The following is a 19282-nucleotide window of genomic DNA, read 5'->3' on the forward strand; positions in this document are numbered from 1 at the left end:
AGCCGGCTTGCCGGCGATGAGGCCGGTACAGACAACATCAATGCGTTAAGCTTGCCCGCATGAACCTCGACACCCGCATCAAGTACCGCCACCTGTTGTGTTTCCTGGAGATTGCCCGGCAGGGCAGCCTGGCCAGGGCGGCCAACATCCTGTCCATCAGCCAGCCGGCCATCTCCAAGACCCTCAAAGAGCTCGAAGACCTGCTCGAGGCGCGCTTGTTCGAACGCAGTCGCCAGGGTGTGGTGCTGACCTCCGCCGGTAGCCGCTTCATGCGCTATGCCGGTCCCAGCGTGCAGGCCCTGCGCGATGGCGTGAGCAGCTTGCGAGGCGAAGCGCGGGCGCCGTCGCAGGTACGCATTGGCGTGCTGTCTACGGTCGAGGGCCTGCTCATGCCGGAAGTCCTGTGCCGCCTGCACCAACGCCATGAAGCGCTGGTGATCAGTGTGGTCACCGGTGTCAGTGCGCAGCTGCTTGGGCAGCTGCACCTGGGAGAGCTGGAGCTGGTGGTCGGGCGCATGACCGACAGCCCGCAGATCCAGGGCTTGTCGTTCGAGCACCTGTACAGCGAATCGATGGCCCTAGTGGTCCGCCCCGGGCACCCCCTGCTGGCGAAAGTGCCGGTGGAGCGGGCGCAGGTGAGCCGCTACCCCCTGGTGCTGCCACCGTCGGGCACCACCATTCGCCAGCACGCCGACAGCCTGTTCGTGCAGTGCGGCATCCAGATGCCGGCGCAGCGCCTGGAGACCTTGTCGCTGGCGTTGAGCCGGCGCTATCTGCTGGGCAGTGATGGGGTGTGGGTAGCACCGCGCGATGCCGTGTTGCTCGATTTGCGCCGTGGCGAGTTGGCCGAGCTTGACCTGGGGGTGCGCGAACCGGGCGGTTCGGTGGGTATCTGCCGCAATGCCGCCTTGCCGCAAAGCCTGCCGGGGCAGTGGGTATGCGAGGTGCTGCGCGAGGTCGCGGAGCAGTATCGCAACGATGTTTATCCCTGATCAGCTGTCCGCGCTCAGAACTTTAAGACATTAATCGCCATAAATTTCGAGCAAAACCGCAATCAAGGGTCAATACTGGCCAGTGGCTGTGTTCTGTGGATGAATTACCTTTTAAGCACTGAACTTCCTTACCAGAACCCGCTCTTATGCCGGTAGCCATTGGTAATGGCCGCCTGATAAGCTCGCGGCTTTACCCTGATTGCCCACATGGCGCATGAACAAGGAAATAGCATGAAACAGCATCGTTTGGCGGCTGCGGTTGCCCTGGTAGGCCTGGTACTGGCTGGCTGTGATCAACAAGCCAGCAGCCCCGAGCTGAAGACTCCGGCACAGAAAGCCTCCTACGGTATCGGCCTGAACATGGGCAAGAGCCTGGCCCAGGAAGGCATGGAAGACCTTGATTCCAAAGCCGTCGCCCTCGGCATCGAAGACGCCGTTGGCAAGAAAGAACAACGCATCAAGGACGAAGAGCTGGTAGAGGCCTTCACCTCGCTGCAGAAGCGCGCCGAGGAGCGCCTGGCCAAGGCCAGCGAAGAAGCGGCCAGCGCCGGCAAGAAATTCCTCGAAGAAAACGCCAAGAAGGCAGGCGTGGTCACTACCGCCTCGGGCTTGCAGTACGAAGTGGTCAAGAAGGCTGACGGCCCACAGCCCAAGCCGACCGATGTGGTCACTGTCCACTACGAAGGCAAGCTCATCGACGGCAAGGTGTTCGACAGCTCGGTCGAGCGCGGCAGCCCGATCGACCTGCCCGTCAGCGGCGTGATCCCGGGTTGGGTCGAAGGCCTGCAACTGATGCACGTCGGCGAGAAGTACAAGCTGTTCATTCCGGCTGAACTGGCCTACGGCGCACAGAGCCCGAGCCCGCTGATCCCGGCGAACTCGGTCCTGGTGTTCGACCTGGAACTGATCGCCATCAAGGACCCGGCCCAGCTGCAAGGCGAGGCGCCTGAAGCCGAAGCCCCTGCCAACTAAGCAAGACAGGTAGGTGATAACGCCCCGTTTCGACGGGGCGTTTTCGTTTGTGCCGCCGGCTTCGAGCGAACCTCAGGACAGCGCTACTGTCCGAGCAAGGACGGTGTGAAGAAAGGGGACGCCTGCGACGCAAATCGTTTGCGCAACTGTAACGACTGTGTAAAAAACGCCCGATCTGACCGGGGCCCTTGCCTTGTGGGCGCCTGCCGTCAGAAACTTCGCCCTGTTCACAAGGTTATCCACAATAAATGTGGATAACCTTTTCCCCGCTGGAGGCCCTATGAGCGCACCCTGGAATTTCGCCCGCTTCCTGCCCTTGGCCGAGCGCTTGCTCAGTCGTGGCCGGCTGCCGGCCTTGCTGTTCGCGGTGGCCCGCAAGGGGCCGCGCCTCGGTCAACTGCGTGAAGACGTCAAGTTGTTGCAGGCGTTGTGCCTGGCCTGGTGGCGCGGTGAGTACCGTTCGATCAGCCCCAAGGCGCTGGTGACCATCGTCGCCGGCCTGCTGTATTTCGTCAGCCCCATCGATGCCATTCCTGACTGGTTGCTGGGGGTGGGTTTTCTCGATGACATCGCCGTGCTCGGCTGGGTACTGAAGACCGTGTCTGATGAGCTGGCGCGCTTCAAGGCCTGGCGCGACAGCCAGGCGCCAGAGCGTCTGCGCGTGGTCGAGCGACTGCCCGACACCCCCGAAGCGCTGCGCCTGGAGCGCAAAAGCCACTGAAAGCGCGCCGATCCCCACACACTCCCACACTTGGTAATATAATTGGCATAAGGGTTATGCCTACGGATTACATGCTGTAATCCAAAGTAAGGGGGTTTGTAATGGGTATTCAGGTTATTAGCCGGGACGGTCAGCCCGAGTACGCCGTCGTTCCCTGGGAGCAGTACCAGGCGCTGCTCAAGGCAGCTGGCCAGGCACCTGCCGAAGCGGTTACCGCGGCAGACGAGCAGGCCGCACCAAGCGTCAGTTTGCCCGCATTCAGTGAGGTGGCGCAGTTGCGTCAAGCCAAGGGCATTGCTGCCGAGCAGTTGGCGCGCAATGTCGGCGTCAGCCCGGCCTACCTGGCCATGATCGAATCCGGCGAACGCCAGCCGGATGCGGCGATCCGCCGGGCCCTGGCCTGGCACCTGGGCGTCACCGGCTGGAGCGAACCGTCATGAGCCAGGTCAGGATCAGCCGCCAGCACTGGCAAAGCCTGCTGGACGAGCTTGACCTGGCCCGCCGTCAACGTCATTTGCTGACGTACCGTGCGCTGATCGAGCGCCTGCAATTGCCCAGCCCTGCCATGCAGACGCTGACCGCCGCGCTTGAATACCTGGCCGTGCTCGATGCCCGCGCCGAGCAGCCGCTGCGCAGCTCGCTGGTGATCAGCCAGGGCGCCAGCCGCCTGCCGCGCACGGGGTTCTTCGAGTGTGTGGAGCGTCTGGGGCGTTTTTCCGGGCCGGTGGATGGCATGGAAGCGGCGTCCTGGCATGCCTCTGAAGTGGTCAGGGTGTTCGAGTACAGTTATCCCGAGATTGCCTGAGCCCCGGGGGCGCCCGGCTTTGGTTTTCTAGCATCATGAGATCGAGCGCCGTCCGCGCGGCGCTCGATGTCCGCGGCGCTACAAAACCCAAGGCAAGCACTTCCCGCCCCGCAAAAAAAAAGGCCAGGCATCTGCATGCCTGGCCTTCGTTTCACGACTAACCCTTACTTCTTGGCCACCTTGGTGCTAGCACTCAGGTAGTCGATCAGGATGCGACCGGTCTCCGCCAGATAGGCGTCGTCTTCCGGTTTGGTGTTCTCATCCTCGGTCGGCAAGGCGTCTTCGTCCTCTTTCTTCAGCTCCTTGAGCGGTTCCTCACCCTTGGCCTTGCGGCGGGTGTTCTCCAGCGCCAGTTGCTTGGCCTCGATCTGGTCGTGACGCGCACGGCGTTCTTGCTCATTGAGGCTGACGGTCTTCTCGTTCATCAGCTTTTGGGTCAACGCCAGGCGGTCACGGATGTAGGTGAACTCCGCATCCTTGTCGCTGCGCGCTTCATGCTGCGCCTTGAGCTGGGCCAGGAACGGCCTGAACGGGTCAGCGGCTGGCTTGACCACCGGGCGGATGGTGTCCCATGGCATGGCTTCGGGCAGGGCGCTTTCGCCGATTTCCTTGGTGTCGATGATCGACGGATAGTCGATATCCGGCAGCACGCCCTGGTGCTGGGTGCTCTGCCCGGAAACCCGGTAGAACTTGGCCAGGGTCAGCTTCAGTTCACCATGGTTGAGCGGCTGGATGGTCTGCACGGTGCCTTTGCCGAAGGTCTGGCCACCGATGATCAGCGCGCGGTGGTAGTCCTGCATGGCACCGGCGAAGATCTCCGAAGCCGAGGCCGAGAGGCGGTTGACCAGCAGCGCCAGCGGGCCTTTGTAGAAGGCGCCGGGGTTTTCGTCTTCGAGCACGTCGACGCGGCCGTCGCTGTTGCGTACCAGCACGGTCGGGCCCTTCTCGATGAACAGGCTGGTCAGCTCGGTGGCTTCCTGCAGGGAACCGCCGCCGTTGTTGCGCAGGTCGATGACCACGCCGTCGACTTTTTCCTTCTGCAGTTCGGTGAGCAGCTTCTTCACGTCGCGCGTGGTGCTCTTGTACTCAGGGTCGCCGGCACGGTAGGCCTTGAAGTCCAGGTAGAAGGCCGGAATCTCGATGATGCCCAGCTTGTAGTCGCGGCCATCTTGCTTGAGCTTGAGCACCGACTTCTTCGCCGCCTGCTCTTCGAGCTTGACCGCTTCGCGGGTGATGGAAACGATCTTGCTGGTCTGGTCGCTTGGCGCATTGCTCGCCGGGATGATCTCCAGGCGCACCACCGAGCCTTTCGGGCCACGGATCAGCTTGACCACTTCGTCCAGGCGCCAGCCGACCACGTCGACCATTTCCTTGTTGCCCTGGGCCACGCCGATGATCTTGTCGGCCGGGGCCACCTGCTTGGTCTTGGCCGCCGGGCCCGCCGGCACCAGGCGCACGATCTTGACCTGGTCGTTGTCGCTCTGCAGCACCGCGCCGATGCCTTCGAGCGACAGGCTCATGTTGATGTCGAAGTTCTCGGCGTTATCCGGCGACAGGTAGTTGGTGTGCGGGTCGTAGGACTGGGCGAAGGTATTGATGTAGGCCTGGAAGATATCCTCGGCACGGGTCTGGTCCAGGCGCGCAAGCTGGTTCTTGTAGCGCTTGGTCAGGGTTTCCTGGATGTGCTTGGGCTCTTTGCCCGCGATCTTCTGGCGCAGCACTTCGTCTTTCACGCGCTTGCGCCACAGGTCGTCGAGTTCGGCCTGGTTCTTCATCCACGGCGCATCCTCGCGATCGATCAGCAAGGTTTCCTGGGTGGTGAAGTCGATCTTGTCGACACCCTTGTTCAGCTCGGCCAGGGCGAAGTCCAGGCGTTGCTTGACGCGGTCCAGGTAGCGCTTGTAGATGGTGAAGCCAGGGTCGAGATTGCCGCTCTTGAGGAAATCGTCGAACTGCGTCTTCCACTTGTCGAATTCGGCGATGTCGGCCGCGGTGAAGTAGCTGCGCGCGGGGTCGAGCAGCTTGATGTAGCTGTCGTAGATGATCACCGAGCGGGCGTCATCGAGCGGCGGCTTGCTGTAATGGTGGCGCTTGAGCAGCTCCACCACGTTGAGGCTGGCGACGATCTCGTCACGGTCCGGCTGCAGGCTGTCCCACTTGTTGGCGGCCGCCGCATTGCCGCCGAGCGTAAGGCTGCCCAGGCCGATCATCAGGGCCAGGGCGGTGCTTGGGAGGAAATGCTTCATGCTGATTCGACGTGTAGGCAATTGATCACGCATAGTAGGCCGTCTTTTCCGTTGCCGGTTCCATGGAGCCGGACAAATACTGCAAAAAGCCTGGGGCACGCGTTCCCCAGGCTCAGTCATGATTCAACTATGGAGGCACTGTGAAAGCATTGCAAGGCGAAGACGGACATGTGGCCTGGGTCGAGGCCGAACGCCCGGCCTGTGACGCCGGCCAGGTACGCATTCGGGTGGCCGCTGCGGGGCTGAACCGCGCCGATCTGCTGCAGATGAAGGGCCTTTACCCGCCACCACCCGGCGCCAGCCCTTTCATGGGCCTGGAGTGTGCCGGGGTGATCGAGGAAGTGGGACCGGGCGCCGACTGGCGCGTGGGTGACCGGGTGTGTGCGTTGCTGGCCAGCGGCGCCATGGCCGAGGAAGTGGTGGTGGACGCCCGCCATGTGCTGCCGGTGCCCGAGGGCCTGACCCTGCAGGAAGCGGCCGCGTTGCCCGAGGTATATGCCACGGCGTGGCTGAACATTTTCCAGTTGGGCGCGGTGAAGGCGGGCGAGAAGGTGCTGGTGCACGCTGGCGCCAGTGGCGTGGGCTCGGCGGCGATCCAGCTGTGCAAGGCCTTTGGCAACCCGGTGTATGTCAGCGTGGGCTCGCAGGACCGCCTGGCCTACTGTCAGGACCTGGGTGCGGCCGGTGGCGTGGTGCGTAACGAGAATCTCGACGCGCTCGAAGGTGTTGGCCCGTTCGATGTGATTCTCGACCCGGTGGGTGCCAGCTATGGCCAGCTCAACCTCAAGCTGCTGGCCCGTGATGGCCGCTGGGTCATCATCGGCCTGATGGGCGGGCGCAAGGTCGAGCTGGACCTGGCGCAGGTGTTGGGCAAGCGCCTGGAAATCACAGGGTCGACGTTGCGCAACCGTGACGACGGGTTCAAGGCCGAGTTGCTGCGCGAGCTGCAACAGCAGGTGTGGCCGCTGTTCAGCGAAGGGCGTTTGTCGCCGCAACTGGTCGATACCTACCCGGTCGAGTTTGCCCAGGCGGCGTATGCCGAGCTTGAGAGCAACCAGGTGTCGGGCAAGCTGGTGATGGTGATCGATCCGGCTGTGGTTTGAGATTGCCGGGGCTGCTTCGCAGCCCTTTCGCGACACAAGGCCGCTCCTACAGGAGTTGTAGGAGCGGCCTTGTGTCGCGAAAGGGGCGCAGAGCGCCCCCATGGTCCTCAAGCCCAGCTCAAAATCGGCCACCCATTGATCTCGGCATGCTCGCGCAGCACTGCATCGGGATTCACCACATGCGGGTAGTCCACCTTCAGCAACAACGGCAGATCATTGCGTGAATCGGAGTAGAAACTGGCCCCTTCCAGGTTCTCCTGCTCCTGATCCAGCCACTCCAGCAACCGAGTGACCTTGCCTTCGCGATAGGTCAGCACCCCATGGGTCTTGCCGGTATATACCCCATTCACCGCCTCCAGCTCGATCGCCAAGTATTCGTCCACCCCCAGACGCGCCGCGATCGGCCCGACCAGGTGCGTACCCGAGGCCGAAATGATCAGGACGCGGTCACCACGCTTGCGGTGCTCGGCGATGCAGCGGCACGCATCGCCGTAGATGATCGGCTCTATCACCTCCTCGACCCACGGCTGGACCAGATGCTCGACCTCTTCCAGGGTACGCCCGGCAATCGGCTCCAGGCTGAAGGCCATGTACTCCTCCATCTGCAGGTGCCCCTTGCCGTAGGCCTCCATCAGCGCATGGTCTCGGCGCAGGAAGTCCTTGCCGTCGACCCAGCCCAGCCGCGCCATCTGCTCGCTCCACAGCGATGCGCAGTCACCGTGGATCAGGGTTTCGTCCAGATCGAAAATTGCCAGTGCCATGTGTTGAATCTCCTTAGGCCACTTCCCGTAGCGCGGTAGGGTCGATCGACAAGGATACCCGCTGGCCGTCTGCATGCAGGTCGGCCGATGAGCGATTGAGCACATCGACCACCAGCTCCACGTCGCGCACCCGGACCCGGTAGCGGATCACGTTACCGAGCAGACTATGGCTGCGGACTTCGCCGTCGAGTTCGCCATTGCGGCCCAGTGTGATCGATTCCGGGCGGATCGCCAGGCGGCTGGCCACCGGGCGCTGCAACAGGCGGCTGGCGCTGTCCGGGTCGAGCAGGTTGTAGTTGCCGATGAAGCCCGCGGCGAACAGGTCGACGGGGGCGGTGTAGAGGGTTTCGGCATCTCCGCTCTGGACGATGCGGCCCTGGTTCATCAGGAAGATGCGGTCGGACAGGATCAGCGCTTCTTCCTGGTCGTGGGTGACGAAAATGGTGGTCAGCCCCAGCTCGCGCTGGATGGCGCGAATCTGCTCGCGCAAGTGCTTGCGGATACGTGCATCCAGCGCCGACAGCGGCTCGTCGAGCAGCAGCAGGCGGGGCCGGGTGACCAGCGAGCGGGCCAGGGCCACGCGCTGGCACTGGCCGCCAGACAGCTGATGCGGGTAGCGACCGGCGAAACTGCCCAGCTCCACCAGCTCCAGGGCCTCGCGCACGCGCACCTGGCTCTCCTCGAGTTTTACCTTCTGCATGCGCAGGCCGAAGGCGACATTCTGTTCAACCGTCATGTTGGGAAACAGCGCATAGCTCTGGAACACCATGCCGATGCCACGCTTCTGCGGGCTCAGTGGCACGATGTTCTGGCCATCGAGGAGGATCTGCCCGCCGTCCACCGGCGTCAGCCCGGCGATGCAGCGCAGTAGGGTGGATTTGCCGCAACCGGACGGGCCGAGCAGGGTGACGAACTCGCCGCGTTCGATCTGGCAGTCGATGTTCTCGAATACTGGGATGCCGGCATAGCCTTTGTGCAATTTCTGTACGCTGACGAAGCTCATGTCAGGTCTTGTCCTTGTTCAAGCGGTTGGCGACCCAGGTCAGCACCAGCACGAAGGCGAAGTACGAGATCACCAGGGCGCTGTTGAAGTGGCCGCTGCTGTTGCGCATGTTGTTCAGGTACACCTGCAGGGTCTCGTAGCGGGTGCCCACCAGCAGGTTGGCGAACACGAACTCGCCGAACAGGAACGAGAACGACAGCAGCAGGGCCACCATCAAGCCCTTGCGCAGGTTCGGCAGCACCACCAGGAACGCTGCCTGCCAGGTGCTGGCACCGAGCAACTGGGCCGCGTCCATCAGGTCGCGCAGGTTGATCGCCTGCAGGTTGTTGGTGATGGCCCGGTACATGAAGGGCAGGGCGATGGTGAAGTAGCAGCCAATGAGGATCCACGGCGTGCCGACCATGGCCATCGGCCCGCTGCCATAGAGCTGCAGCAAGCCAACCGACGACACCACCGGCGGCACCGCGAAGGGCAGCAGGATGAGGATGTTCATCAGTGCGTCGAGCCGAGGGAAGTGGTAGTGCACCACGAACAACAGCGGCAGGATCAGCACCACCGACAGCACCAGGGCGCCGACGCACACCAGCAGCGACTGGCCGAACGCCGCGAGAAAACGAGGCTCGCTCCACAGTGCCAGGTACCATTTCAGGGTCAGGCCGCTGGGTAGCAGGCTGGCCGACCAGCTGGTAGCCAGCGAGTAGAGCAGGGTGCCAGCCAGCGGCAGCAGCAGGATCAGGAACAGCAGGTAAACCACCAGCCGGTGGTACAGGGCTGCGGAGCGGGGTTTGTAGGAGGACTCAGCGCGCATGGTAGCTTCTCTTCAGCAGCCATTGGTGCACCACGGTAACCAGCGTCATCAACCCCACCAGTACCATGGCCAGCGCGCTGGCCAGGTTCGGGTCGAGGGTGATGTCACCGGCCACCAGGCCGGCGATGCGGATAGGCAGCACGTTGAAATTGCCGGTGGTCAGCGCATACACCGTGGCGTAGGCGCCCAGGGCGTTTGCCAGCAGGATGACGAAGGTGCCCAGCAGTGCCGGGGTCAGCACCGGCAGGCCGATATGCCGCCAGTATTGCCAGTGGCTGGCGCCAAGCAGCGCTGCCGACTCGCGCCAGTCTTCGCGCAGGGCGTCGAAGGCTGGGTAGAGCAGCAGCACGCCGAGCGGGATCTGGAAATAGGTGTACACCAGGATCAAGCCGCTCTTGGAATAGATGCTGAAGTCCTCCAACAGGCCGACCTGCTTGAGCAGCAGGGTCAGCGCGCCATTGAAGCCAAGCAGGATGATGAAGGCGAAGGCCAGCGGCACGCCGGCGAAGTTGCTGGTCATGTTGGCGAAGGCGCTGACGAAGTCGCGCAGGCGCGAATCCACCTGGCGCAGCGAGTAGGCGCCGAGGGTGGCGATGACGATGCCGAACAGGCTCGACCAGAAGCTGATCTCCAGGCTGCGTTGCAGGGCCTGCAGGTAGAACTTCGAGGCGAACACCTTGGTGAAGTTTTCCAGGCCCCAACCGGCGTCCGACTGCACGCTGTTGATCGCCACCCAGGCCAGCGGGGCGATCTGGAAAATGACGAAGAACACGGCGAAAGGTAGCAGGCAGAGCAGGGCCAGGTAACGGCCGCGGGTGCTGCTGCTATTGGCTGCAGTCACTTGAGCAGCTCCCGGCACACGGTCTTGTCGTGGGCCGCGCCGAGCAGTTCGCAGATGGTGCCGCACAACTCGGTCTGCAGCGGCTTGGCCACAGGGTCGAGGCTGAAGGCATCGCCGAACACGAACAGCGGCACTTCGCGTTCTTCGGCCAGCAGGCCGTTGTGCGAGCGGTCGTTGTTCATGCCGTGGTCGGCGGTGACCAGCACCTGGTAGCCCTCTTCGAGCCAGCGTGGCAGGTAGTCGGCCAGGAGAATGTCGGCGGTGCGCGCGGCGTTGCGGTACTGGCTGCTGTCCAGGCCGTGGCGATGGCCGGCGTCGTCGATGTTCATCGGGTGCACCAGCAGGAAGTTCGGCGCGTGGCGACGGCGCAGGTATTCGGCGTCGGCCAGCAGGTGCGAGTCGGGGTAGTGGTCGGCCCAGTAGAACAGGCCGTGCTGGATCGGCATTTTCGGCGCGTGGGTGTGGCGGTCGCGCAACGGGTCGAAGGGCGAGCGGTTGTACAGCTCGCTCATCCAGTGATAGGCCGCCGCTGCCGTGCCCAGGTTGGCCTCGCGGGCGTAGTGGAACACGCTGCGCTGGTTGGACAGGCGGTTGACGTTGTTGTGCACGATGCCGCTGTCGATCGGCGGCACGCCGGTGAGGATGCATTCGTACAGCGGGCGCGACAGTGAAGGCAGCTCGCATTCCACACGGTACAGCGCGGCGCGGTCGGCTTCGACATAGGCATGCAGGTGGCCCATGGCGTGGTGGGCTACCTGATGGTTGAGGCCGTCGAGCAGGACCAGGATGACGTTGTGTTGCATGATTGCTCCGCTGGGGTGTCGGTCATTACCGCGTCGTCCCCTTCGCGGGCTTGATCCGCGAAAGGGCCGGTTCAGGCACTAGAAAAGCCAGGCCCTTACTCCATCTCGATGATCACTTGCTCCTGCCACATCTGCGGAAGCTTCTTGGACGTCGCTTCCCACACCTCGGCATTCTTGATGGGTTGCGCAGCCCCGTACTGCTCGTTGGGCAGCAGCTTGGCCTGCACATCGGCCGGCAACGTCAGGTGCTCGGCGCGAATCGGGCGGGCATGTCCCTTGGCCAGGTTGATCTGCCCGGCATCGCTGAAGATGTACTCACGCGCAAGCTTGGCCGCATTGGGGTTCTTGGCGTACTTGTTGATGATGGTGGTATAGCCGGAAATCACCGAACCGTCGGATGGGATCAGCACCTCGAAGCGCTTGGGGTCGATCTGTTCACGGTAGCTCAGGCCGTTGAAGTCCCATACCACGCCAACTTCCACTTCGCCTTTCTCCAGCGTCTGGATGGTCGGGTTGGCCATGGACAGGCGCTTCTGCTGGGCCAGCTTGGTGAACAATTGCAGCCCTGGCGCGATATTGGTCTCGTCGCCCTTGTAGGCAATGGCGGCGGCGAGCACGCCGTTGGCCGCCTGGGCGGCAGTGCTGACGTCACCTATGGCGACCTTGTACTTGCCCTTTTCCAGGTCGTGCCAGGATTTCGGCCGCTCTTCTTCCTTGACCAGGTCCTTGTTGATGATGAATGCAATGGTGCCGGTATAGGCCAGCGCCCAGTGGCCGTCCTTGTCCTTGGCCCAGGTAGGCACCTGGTCCCAGGTGCTCGGCTTGTAGGGCTGGCTCACGCCTTTGGTCACGGCGATCGGCCCGAAGGCTGCGCCGACGTCGCCGATGTCGGCACTGGCGTTGTCCTTCTCGGCGTCGAACTTGGCGATCTCCTGGGCCGAGCTCATGTCGGTGTCGGTGTGCTTGAGGCCGTACTTGCTGGCCAGGTCTTCCCAGGTGCCTTTCCAGTTGGCCCAGGCATCGGGCATGCCCACGCTGTTCACTACGCCTTCCTTGCGGGCGGCGTCTTCCAGGGCCTTGAGGTCGGTGCCTGCGGCCATGGCCGAGGTACACAGGGCGATAGCCGAGCCGAGCAGTGACGCCATGAAGAACTTTTTCATCCGAAGCTCCTTGGGTGGGTGCCTTTAGCGATCGTGGTGATGCATGAAACCGTTGCTTGGGAACCGTTGGTCTAGGTCAGCAAACCTTGCGCCAAGGTAGGCCGCTTGCGTGACAGTTTGATGTAGGGAAAGGCCTCGAGCGCTGGCCACGGTTACCTGAAAGTACAGCGTAGACCAGTTCGCACCCTTGAATTTGCGGGCTTGGCGCGCTTCTGGCAGTGGCTTGGCCGAAGCCTCTGTCACAGGATGTTCATCAGCCCTGCCTAGGCTTGCACTATTCTCCAGAGGCCCTGTCGTGGGGCTGGACTAGTCCAGATAGGTAACCCTTGATGCAGTCGACGCCACCGCGTGCGGTAACAGCCATCTGCCATGCCCTGCAGGAGCAGATCGAGCACGGCTTGCTTGCGCCGGGTGGCAAGCTACCCGCCGAGCGCAAGCTCAGTGAGGTGTTCGACACCACGCGCATCACCCTGCGCGAGGCATTGGTGCAGCTGGAGGCCCAGGGCCTGATCTACCGTGAGGAGCGGCGCGGCTGGTTCGTCGCACCGCAACGGCTGACCTACGACCTGATCGAGCGTAGTCACTTTCATGCAATGGTGCGGGCCCAAGGCCGCCAACCTACCACCGAGCTGTTGTCGGCCCGCCTGCAGCCGGCCCCGGCGACCATCTGCGCACGTCTGCACCTGCCGGCGTTGTCCAGCGTGGTGCGGATATGCCGGTTGCGGCGGATCGATGGGCGGGCGGTGCTGTATGCCGAGCATTACCTCAACCCGCAGTATTTCCCGGGTATTCTCGAACAGGAGCTGGCGCAGTCGCTGACCGAGATCTATGGGCGGGTGTATGGCATCGAATATGGGCAGGTGCGCTTCGAGATCTTGCCCACCGCCTTGCCGGTGGACGCGGCGGCGGCGCTGAAGGTGTCTGCGGGCAGCCCGGGGCTGCATATCACCCGGGTCAACAGTGACCAGCATGGGCACCTGATCGACTGTGACCTGGAGTATTGGCGGCATGATGCGATCCGCATCCGCGCGCAGGCTGGATAGGGCGTGATCCCCATCGCCGGCAAGCCGGCTCCCACAAGGAATGTGGGATACCTGTGGGAGCCGGCTTGCCGGCGATGAGGCCCTAACGGGAGGACCCGGACTCCGTCATCCCCCCACCCCCGGCCGTGACCACCTGCACCGACAGCCGCGGCGTCGCCAAATCGAGCCCCGCTTCGTCGAGCTGGCGCTTCAGCGCCAGGTTGAACGCCCGCGACACTTCCCACTGCTTGATCGGCGCCGTCTTGAAGCGCGCCCGCAGGATGGCCGACCCCGACTCGAAGCTCTCCACCCCCTGCAGTTCCAGCGGCGACCAGATGTTGCGGCGCATCAGCGGGTCGTTGCGCAGTTTCTGCCCCACTTCCCGTATCAGCGTGATGGCCTGGTCGATGTTCATGCTGTGCGGGATCGCCACGCGGAAGATCGCATAGCCGAACTCGCGCGAGTAGTTCTTGATGCTCTTGATTTCACTGAACGGAATGGTGTGCACGATGCCGTCGATGTCGCGCAGCCGCACGGTGCGGATGGTCAGGCCTTCGACCGTGCCCAGGTGGCCGCCGACATCGACGTAGTCATCGATGGCCAGCGAGTCCTCGATGATGATGAACAGCCCTGTGATCAGGTCGGCCACCAGCGACTGCGCACCAAAACCGATGGCCAGGCCGATCACACCGGCACCGGCCAGCAACGGCGTGACGTTCATGCCCATGTTGGCCAGGGCGACGATCACCGCGACGATGAAAATGGCCACGAACATCACGTTGCGAATCAGCGGCATCATGGTTTGCGCACGGGCGTTGGCAAGGCCCCGGCGCGAACGCACCAGGGCGTGGTGCACCGCCGTGTCGGCCAGGATCCACACCAGCCAGGCGGCGATCAACGTCCCGGCAAGCCCCGCCAGGCGCATGCTGACTTCGTGGCCTTCGCCCTCGGCGAAGCCGACCATCGACAGGCCCCACACCCGCAGCCCCAGCTCGATGAACACCAGCCAGATGCCCAGGTGCAGCAGGGCGTAGGCGAAGTTGCGCAGGCGTTCGGTGTAGACCGCCTGGCGCTTGTTGGCGCGTTTCGGGTTGGCGGCGTGGCGGCGGACCAGGCCGTTGAGCACCATGCTCACTACTACCAGCACCGTGCACATCAGTGATTGTCGCAAGGCGGTGCTGGTGTCGCCGGCAGAAACGAACGTGGCGATCAGCGAAATCGCCACCAGGATCAGCGGCGGCACGAACCAGAAACTGCCCAGCAGTTCGATGGTGTCGCTCAGGGTGCGGCGGGTCAGGCGACGATCCAGAGGCTGGTTGCGGATAAGGTGAGCGATCGGCCTTCTGAAGCGCAGGATGAACAGGCCCGTGCACAGCGCGGCGATGATGTTGGCAAGGGTGGCCAGGGCATGCGCCAGGTGCGTGCCGAGGGCGACGGTCAGGCGTGGGTCGCTCATGGCTTCGCCAAAGGCAGCGAAGCTGCCGATCAGCCACAGCGGGCGGAAGGCCTGGTGACGCAGGATATGCAGGGCACGGTGACGATGGGGGCCGTCGAGCAAGGAGAAGGCGATCACGCAGATGGCCGAGAAGCAGGTGCCTACCACCAGTGCATAGGCCAGCACCATGGCCATCGATTTGCCGAGCGAGGAGGGCAGGGCAAAGCTCAGGTACACCGTGAACACCAGCGCCACCAGCCACGGCCCGAGCTTGCGCAGGGCGAAGCGCACCAGGTCCCAGGTGCGTGGGTGCTGGGGCAGTTCCTCGGTCAAGCCGAAGCGCACTCGCACCCGGTGGCCGATCCAGTTGAAGGCATAGGCCAGCAGGCTCCAGACGGCGATGATCGCGGCAAAGCCGAACAGGATCGCCGGCCACTCGCGCACGGGCACCATCAGTTCGGTCAGTTCTGTCTGGGCCTGGTCGATTTCCAGCGCCCATCGATTGAACGGGCTGGCCTCACCGCTGAACTGCTTTTCAAGGTCGTGCAAGGCACCGCCGATCAGGCCCAGTACGCCCTGTTCGGCGGCGGGTTGCGATTGCTTGGTGGCATCGCGCAGCTTCTTCAGGTCGGCCAGCAGCTTGGCGCGTTGCTGGTCGTTCTCCAGGTTCTTGATCACCTCGTCCAGCGACTTGCCCAGTGGCTCGGTCGCCTCGGGCTGGGCTGGCGCTTTCGAGCCGAGCAGGCCGGGCAGGCCCGCCGCCTGGGCCGGGGAAACGAAGAGAAACAGCAGCAGGGCAAGGCAACGCAGGAGGGCAGGCACCGGGAAATCAACCTCAGGTCAAACGATTGACCGAGTGTAGAGGTTTATGTGGGGAGTTTCTCCAGGATCTTCCAGCAGGTCAGGCCGAAGATGCCCAGTGTACCGATCCACATCATGAATACGCCGATGTTGCGCTCGCGCATGCTGAAACCGATGGTCAGCAGCATCAGGAACAGGAACACCGGTACGAACAGGGACAAGAACGGGGACATGGACAGCAAACCTTATGGCATGGGGGCATGCGTTAAGCATAGCGGGTTGAAGGGGGGCGGGGATTGATCCTGGGCAGGTGTAGTGCCTGTGCCGGCCTCTTCGCGGGACAAGCCCGCTCCCAAAGGTCCGACGCAGATCCTGTGGGAGCGGGCTTGTCCCGCGAAGAGGCCGGCACTGACAACATCAATCTCAGGGCAATTCGCGGCTGCGATAGAACGCCGTCAACACCTTCACCAGGTGCGCCAGGTCCTGGCTGCCACACAACTCGCGAATCGAGTGCATGGCAAAGGTCGGCAGGCCGATATCCACGGTACGCACGCCAAGGTGGCTGGCGGTGATCGGGCCGATGGTCGAACCGCAACCCATGTCGCTGCGCACCACGAAGCTCTGCACCGGCACTTCCTCGGCCATGCACAGGTGGCGGAAGAAGCCCGCTGTTTCGCTGTTGGTGGCGTAACGCTGGTTGTTGTTGACCTTGATCACCGGCCCGGCGTTGAGCTTGGGCCCGTGGTTGCCGTCATGCTTGTCGGCGTAGTTGGGGTGTACGCCGTGGGCGTTGTCGGCCGAGACCATCAGCGAGCGCTGGATGGTGCGTACATAGGCGTCGCCGTCCGGCAGCAGGCGCTGCAGGGTCTGTTCCAGCATCGGGCCGTCGGCGCCACAGGCCGAGCAGCTGCCCACTTCCTCGTGGTCGTTGCACACCAGCACACAGGTTTCGTCACTGTCGGCGGCCAGCAGCGCCTGCAGGCCGGCATAGCACGACAGCAGGTTGTCCAGGCGGGCACCGGCGATGAAGTCGCCGTTCAGGCCGATCAGCGCGGCATCCTGGGTGTCGTAGAAGCTCAGTTCGTAGTCCAGCACCACATCGGCGTTGAGGTCGTGCTCGCGGGCCAGCTGCTCGGTGAGCAGGGCGCGGAAGTCGATGCGCTCGTCACCGGCCACCTGGGCAAGGATCGGCGGCAGTTCGGTCTGCGGATTGATCTGCCAGCCTTCGTTGGCGGTGCGGTTGAGGTGGATGGCCAGGTTGGGAATGACCGCGATCGGCAGCTTGAAGTCGATCAGCTGGCTTTCCACCTTGCCGTCACGGCGGTAGGTGACACGCCCGGCCAGCGACAGGTCGCGGTCGAACCACGGCGCCAGCAGGGCGCCGCCGTAGACTTCCACGCCCAGTTGCAGGAAGCCCTGGCGCTGCAGCTCAGGCTGCGGCTTGACCCGCAGGCACGGGCTGTCGGTGTGCGCGCCGACCATGCGGATGCCGTTCAGCAGGGGCGCTTGCTTGCCCAGCTTGATGGCAATGATCGAGGAATCGTTGCGGGTAACGTAGTAGCGACCGCCAGGCACCGTGGCCCAGCTGTCACGCTCATCCAGGCGCTGGTAACCGGCAGCCTCGAGGCGCTGGGCCAGGCTGGCGGTGGCATGGAAGGGCGTCGGGGAGGCCTTCAGAAAATCAATCAGGCCGGTATTCAGTGCTTCGCGCATAGCTCACTCCAGACAGCAGTGGCGCGAGTTTAACGCAGATAGATCACAAATTGTGTCGGGCCCATCGCCGGCAAGCCGGCTCCCACAGCTATTCCACTGTTCTCAAGGGCAGTGATCCACCTGTGGGAGCCGGCTTGCCGGCGATGAGGCCAGGACAGCCAACACACAAACTCAGAACGGTGCCGCGCACTCGAACTTCAATCGCTCGCCGGTAACCGGGTGGGTAAAGCTCAGCATCGAAGCATGCAGGCACAGCCGTTCATGCGCCGCCAACGCCTCAGGGTTGGCATACAGCCGGTCGCCCAGCAGCGGATGCCCGATCGACAGCATATGCACGCGCAGCTGGTGCGAGCGCCCGGTGATGGGCGTCAGTTCGACGCGGCAGTGGTCGCCACAGCGCTCGACGATGCGCCAGAAGGTCAAGGCATGCTTGCCCAGTTCATGGTCCACCACATGGCGTGGCTTGGTGGGCGGGTCGTAGCGCAGCGGCAGATCGATACTGCCGCTGTCCAGCGCCGGCTGGCCCCAGCACAGGGCGGTGTAGGCCTTCTCGGTCTCGCGGTCGTGGAACTGGCGCGACAGCTCGCGGTGGCTGTCGGCATCACGGGCCAGCAGGATGATGCCGGAGGTTTCCCAGTCCAGGCGATGAACGATCAGCGCGTCCGGGTAGCCGTTTTCCTGCAAGCGGGTGATCAGGCAGTCCTTGTTGTCGTCGGCACGGCCTGGCACCGACAGCAGCAGGGTCGGCTTGTTGACCACCAGGATGGCGGCGTCTTCATGGAGGATCTGCACGTTCGACAGCGGCATTGCGGGTTCTCTGTGAGAGCGGTGTAAATCATTTGGGGCCGCTTTGCGGCCCTTTCGCGACACAAGGCCGCTCCTACAGAGATCACTAACCCCTGTAGGAGCGGCCTTGTGTCGCGAAAGGGCTGCAAAGCAGCCCCGGATTAGCCAGATCAGCGATCCGGCAAGGTGATGTTCAGTTCCAGAATCGAGCAGCTACCCTGGTTTTCCAGCTCGATGTGCACGTCATCGTTGCCGATGTTCACATACTTGCGGATCACTTCGAGCAGTTCTTTCTGCAGGGCCGGCAGGTAGTCCGGCTCGCTGCGCTGGCCGCGCTCATGCGCCACGATGATCTGTAGACGCTCTTTCGCCACCGACGCGCTGGTCTGTTTCTGTCTGCCACGAAAGAAGTCAAAAAGGTTCATGGTTTACTTGCCTCCAAACAGGCGCGCGAAGAATCCTTGCTTCGGCACTTCGATGAAACGCAGGGGTTTCTCTTTGCCCAGGAGGCGGTCGACGGTGTCGCTGTACGCCTGGCCAGCATCGCTCTGGTCGTCGAGGATGACCGGAATGCCCTGGTTGGAAGCCTTGAGAACCGCCTGAGACTCGGGAATCACACCCTTGAGCTTGATCGCCAGGATCTCTTCGACGTCGGCAATGCTGAGCATTTCGCCCTTTTCGACGCGCTCGGGGTGGTAACGGGTGATCAGCAGGTGTTCCTTGATCGGCTCCTCGCCGTTCTCGGAGCGGCGCGACTTGCTCGACAGGATGCCCAGCATGCGGTCGGAGTCACGTACCGAGGATACTTCCGGGTTGGTCACGACAATGGCTTCGTCGGCGAAGTACATCGCCAGATGCGCGCCCTTCTCGATACCGGCCGGCGAGTCGCAAATGACGTATTCGAAGGTTTCCTTCAGCTCCATCAGTACTTTTTCGACGCCTTCCTGGGTCAGTGCATCCTTGTCGCGGGTCTGGCTGGCGGCCAGTACGAACAGGTTCTCGAGGCGCTTGTCCTTGATCAGGGCCTGTTGCAGATTGGCTTCGCCGTTGACCACGTTGACGAAGTCGTACACCACGCGACGTTCGCAACCCATGATCAGGTCGAGGTTACGCAGGCCCACGTCGAAGTCGACGATGACTGTCTTGTGGCCGCGCAGTGCGAGGCCGGTGCCGATGGCGGCGCTGGTGGTGGTCTTGCCCACACCCCCCTTGCCGGAAGTAACGACGAGAATCTTGGCCAAGGTGTTTCACCCCTAAATTAAGTCGGGACGCGTGTCCCAGCAAAAATGCAAAAAAACGGCAACGAGTAA

At 63.2% G+C, this 19282-nt stretch carries 20 protein-coding genes; 7 read left to right on the forward strand and 13 right to left on the reverse strand.

What is annotated here, in order from left to right:
* Nucleotides 1-59: 59 nt before the first annotated feature.
* From pcaQ to ACIPZG_RS21595, 5 genes are all read left to right on the forward strand, one after another.
* Entirely contained in the window at nt 60-992 is a 933-nt protein-coding gene (gene pcaQ / locus ACIPZG_RS21575; RefSeq protein ID WP_400716725.1) for a pca operon transcription factor PcaQ, read from the forward strand.
* A gap of 231 nt (nt 993-1223) precedes the next feature.
* Nucleotides 1224-1964, forward strand: coding sequence for an FKBP-type peptidyl-prolyl cis-trans isomerase (locus ACIPZG_RS21580; RefSeq protein WP_400716727.1), 741 nt, complete (start codon nt 1224-1226; stop codon nt 1962-1964).
* 280 nt (nt 1965-2244) lie between these two features.
* Nucleotides 2245-2685 (forward strand): YkvA family protein, encoded by a 441-nt coding sequence (locus ACIPZG_RS21585; RefSeq protein WP_400642331.1) that lies wholly within the window; start codon nt 2245-2247, stop codon nt 2683-2685.
* Between the two features lie 101 nt (nt 2686-2786).
* Nucleotides 2787-3125, forward strand: coding sequence for a multiprotein-bridging factor 1 family protein (locus ACIPZG_RS21590; protein ID WP_400716729.1), 339 nt, complete (start codon nt 2787-2789; stop codon nt 3123-3125).
* Nucleotides 3122-3490, forward strand: coding sequence for a hypothetical protein (locus tag ACIPZG_RS21595; protein WP_008101091.1), 369 nt, complete (start codon nt 3122-3124; stop codon nt 3488-3490). Before ACIPZG_RS21590 ends, ACIPZG_RS21595 begins: the two co-directional genes overlap by 4 nt.
* A gap of 164 nt (nt 3491-3654) precedes the next feature.
* Here ACIPZG_RS21595 and ACIPZG_RS21600 read toward each other — a convergent pair whose 3' ends face one another.
* On the reverse strand, nt 3655-5736 hold the full coding sequence (locus ACIPZG_RS21600) for a carboxy terminal-processing peptidase (RefSeq protein WP_400716731.1): 2082 nt from the start codon (nt 5734-5736) through the stop codon (nt 3655-3657).
* A 140-nt stretch (nt 5737-5876) separates the two neighbouring features.
* Between ACIPZG_RS21600 and ACIPZG_RS21605 the strand changes: the two genes are divergently transcribed.
* Nucleotides 5877-6839 carry an NAD(P)H-quinone oxidoreductase gene (locus tag ACIPZG_RS21605; protein WP_400716733.1) on the forward strand — a complete coding sequence of 321 codons (963 nt, stop codon included), beginning with the start codon at nt 5877-5879 and terminating at the stop codon, nt 6837-6839.
* A 107-nt stretch (nt 6840-6946) separates the two neighbouring features.
* Here the strand turns inward: ACIPZG_RS21605 and ACIPZG_RS21610 are convergent, their stop codons facing one another.
* The 6 genes from ACIPZG_RS21610 to ACIPZG_RS21635 form a co-directional block, all read right to left on the reverse strand.
* Complete coding sequence (locus ACIPZG_RS21610) at nt 6947-7600, reverse strand: HAD family hydrolase (protein ID WP_400716735.1); 654 nt, start codon at nt 7598-7600, stop codon at nt 6947-6949.
* A gap of 13 nt (nt 7601-7613) precedes the next feature.
* Nucleotides 7614-8603, reverse strand: a complete 990-nt coding sequence (locus ACIPZG_RS21615) for an ABC transporter ATP-binding protein (protein ID WP_400716737.1) — start codon at nt 8601-8603, stop codon at nt 7614-7616.
* A gap of 1 nt (nt 8604) precedes the next feature.
* Nucleotides 8605-9411, reverse strand: coding sequence for an ABC transporter permease (locus tag ACIPZG_RS21620; RefSeq protein ID WP_008092907.1), 807 nt, complete (start codon nt 9409-9411; stop codon nt 8605-8607).
* A complete protein-coding gene (locus tag ACIPZG_RS21625) occupies nt 9401-10252 on the reverse strand; it encodes an ABC transporter permease (RefSeq protein ID WP_400716739.1) in 852 nt (283 codons plus the stop codon). Before ACIPZG_RS21625 ends, ACIPZG_RS21620 begins: the two co-directional genes overlap by 11 nt.
* Nucleotides 10249-11055 (reverse strand): alkaline phosphatase family protein, encoded by an 807-nt coding sequence (locus ACIPZG_RS21630; protein ID WP_008092910.1) that lies wholly within the window; start codon nt 11053-11055, stop codon nt 10249-10251. The genes ACIPZG_RS21625 and ACIPZG_RS21630 overlap by 4 nt, the downstream gene beginning before the upstream one ends.
* A 95-nt stretch (nt 11056-11150) precedes the next feature.
* Nucleotides 11151-12215: an ABC transporter substrate-binding protein gene (locus tag ACIPZG_RS21635; protein ID WP_400716741.1), complete on the reverse strand. Its 1065-nt coding sequence runs from the start codon at nt 12213-12215 to the stop codon at nt 11151-11153.
* A 329-nt stretch (nt 12216-12544) separates the two neighbouring features.
* On the opposite strand from ACIPZG_RS21635, the gene ACIPZG_RS21640 reads away from it, so the two are divergent.
* Nucleotides 12545-13258: a UTRA domain-containing protein gene (locus ACIPZG_RS21640; protein ID WP_400716743.1), complete on the forward strand. Its 714-nt coding sequence runs from the start codon at nt 12545-12547 to the stop codon at nt 13256-13258.
* An 82-nt stretch (nt 13259-13340) separates the two neighbouring features.
* On the opposite strand, the gene ACIPZG_RS21645 is transcribed toward ACIPZG_RS21640, so the two are convergent.
* From ACIPZG_RS21645 to minD, 6 genes are all read right to left on the reverse strand, one after another.
* Nucleotides 13341-15494, reverse strand: coding sequence for a mechanosensitive ion channel family protein (locus tag ACIPZG_RS21645; protein ID WP_400716746.1), 2154 nt, complete (start codon nt 15492-15494; stop codon nt 13341-13343).
* Nucleotides 15495-15538: 44 nt separating this feature from the next.
* The gene (locus ACIPZG_RS21650) at nt 15539-15706 is read right to left on the reverse strand and encodes a hypothetical protein (protein WP_016391345.1); all 168 of its coding nucleotides are present in this window, start codon (nt 15704-15706) and stop codon (nt 15539-15541) included.
* A gap of 190 nt (nt 15707-15896) precedes the next feature.
* A complete protein-coding gene (locus tag ACIPZG_RS21655) occupies nt 15897-17186 on the reverse strand; it encodes a M18 family aminopeptidase (protein ID WP_400716749.1) in 1290 nt (429 codons plus the stop codon).
* A 171-nt stretch (nt 17187-17357) separates the two neighbouring features.
* Complete coding sequence (locus ACIPZG_RS21660) at nt 17358-17993, reverse strand: RluA family pseudouridine synthase (RefSeq protein ID WP_008092923.1); 636 nt, start codon at nt 17991-17993, stop codon at nt 17358-17360.
* A 149-nt stretch (nt 17994-18142) separates the two neighbouring features.
* The gene (minE, locus tag ACIPZG_RS21665) at nt 18143-18397 is read right to left on the reverse strand and encodes a cell division topological specificity factor MinE (protein WP_003252572.1); all 255 of its coding nucleotides are present in this window, start codon (nt 18395-18397) and stop codon (nt 18143-18145) included.
* A gap of 3 nt (nt 18398-18400) precedes the next feature.
* Entirely contained in the window at nt 18401-19213 is an 813-nt protein-coding gene (minD, locus tag ACIPZG_RS21670) for a septum site-determining protein MinD (RefSeq protein ID WP_008092938.1), read from the reverse strand.
* Nucleotides 19214-19282: the final 69 nt, after the last annotated feature.

This window comes from Pseudomonas sp. NPDC089395 (assembly GCF_044749525.1).
In the GTDB taxonomy this organism is placed as follows: Bacteria; Pseudomonadota; Gammaproteobacteria; order Pseudomonadales; family Pseudomonadaceae; genus Aquipseudomonas.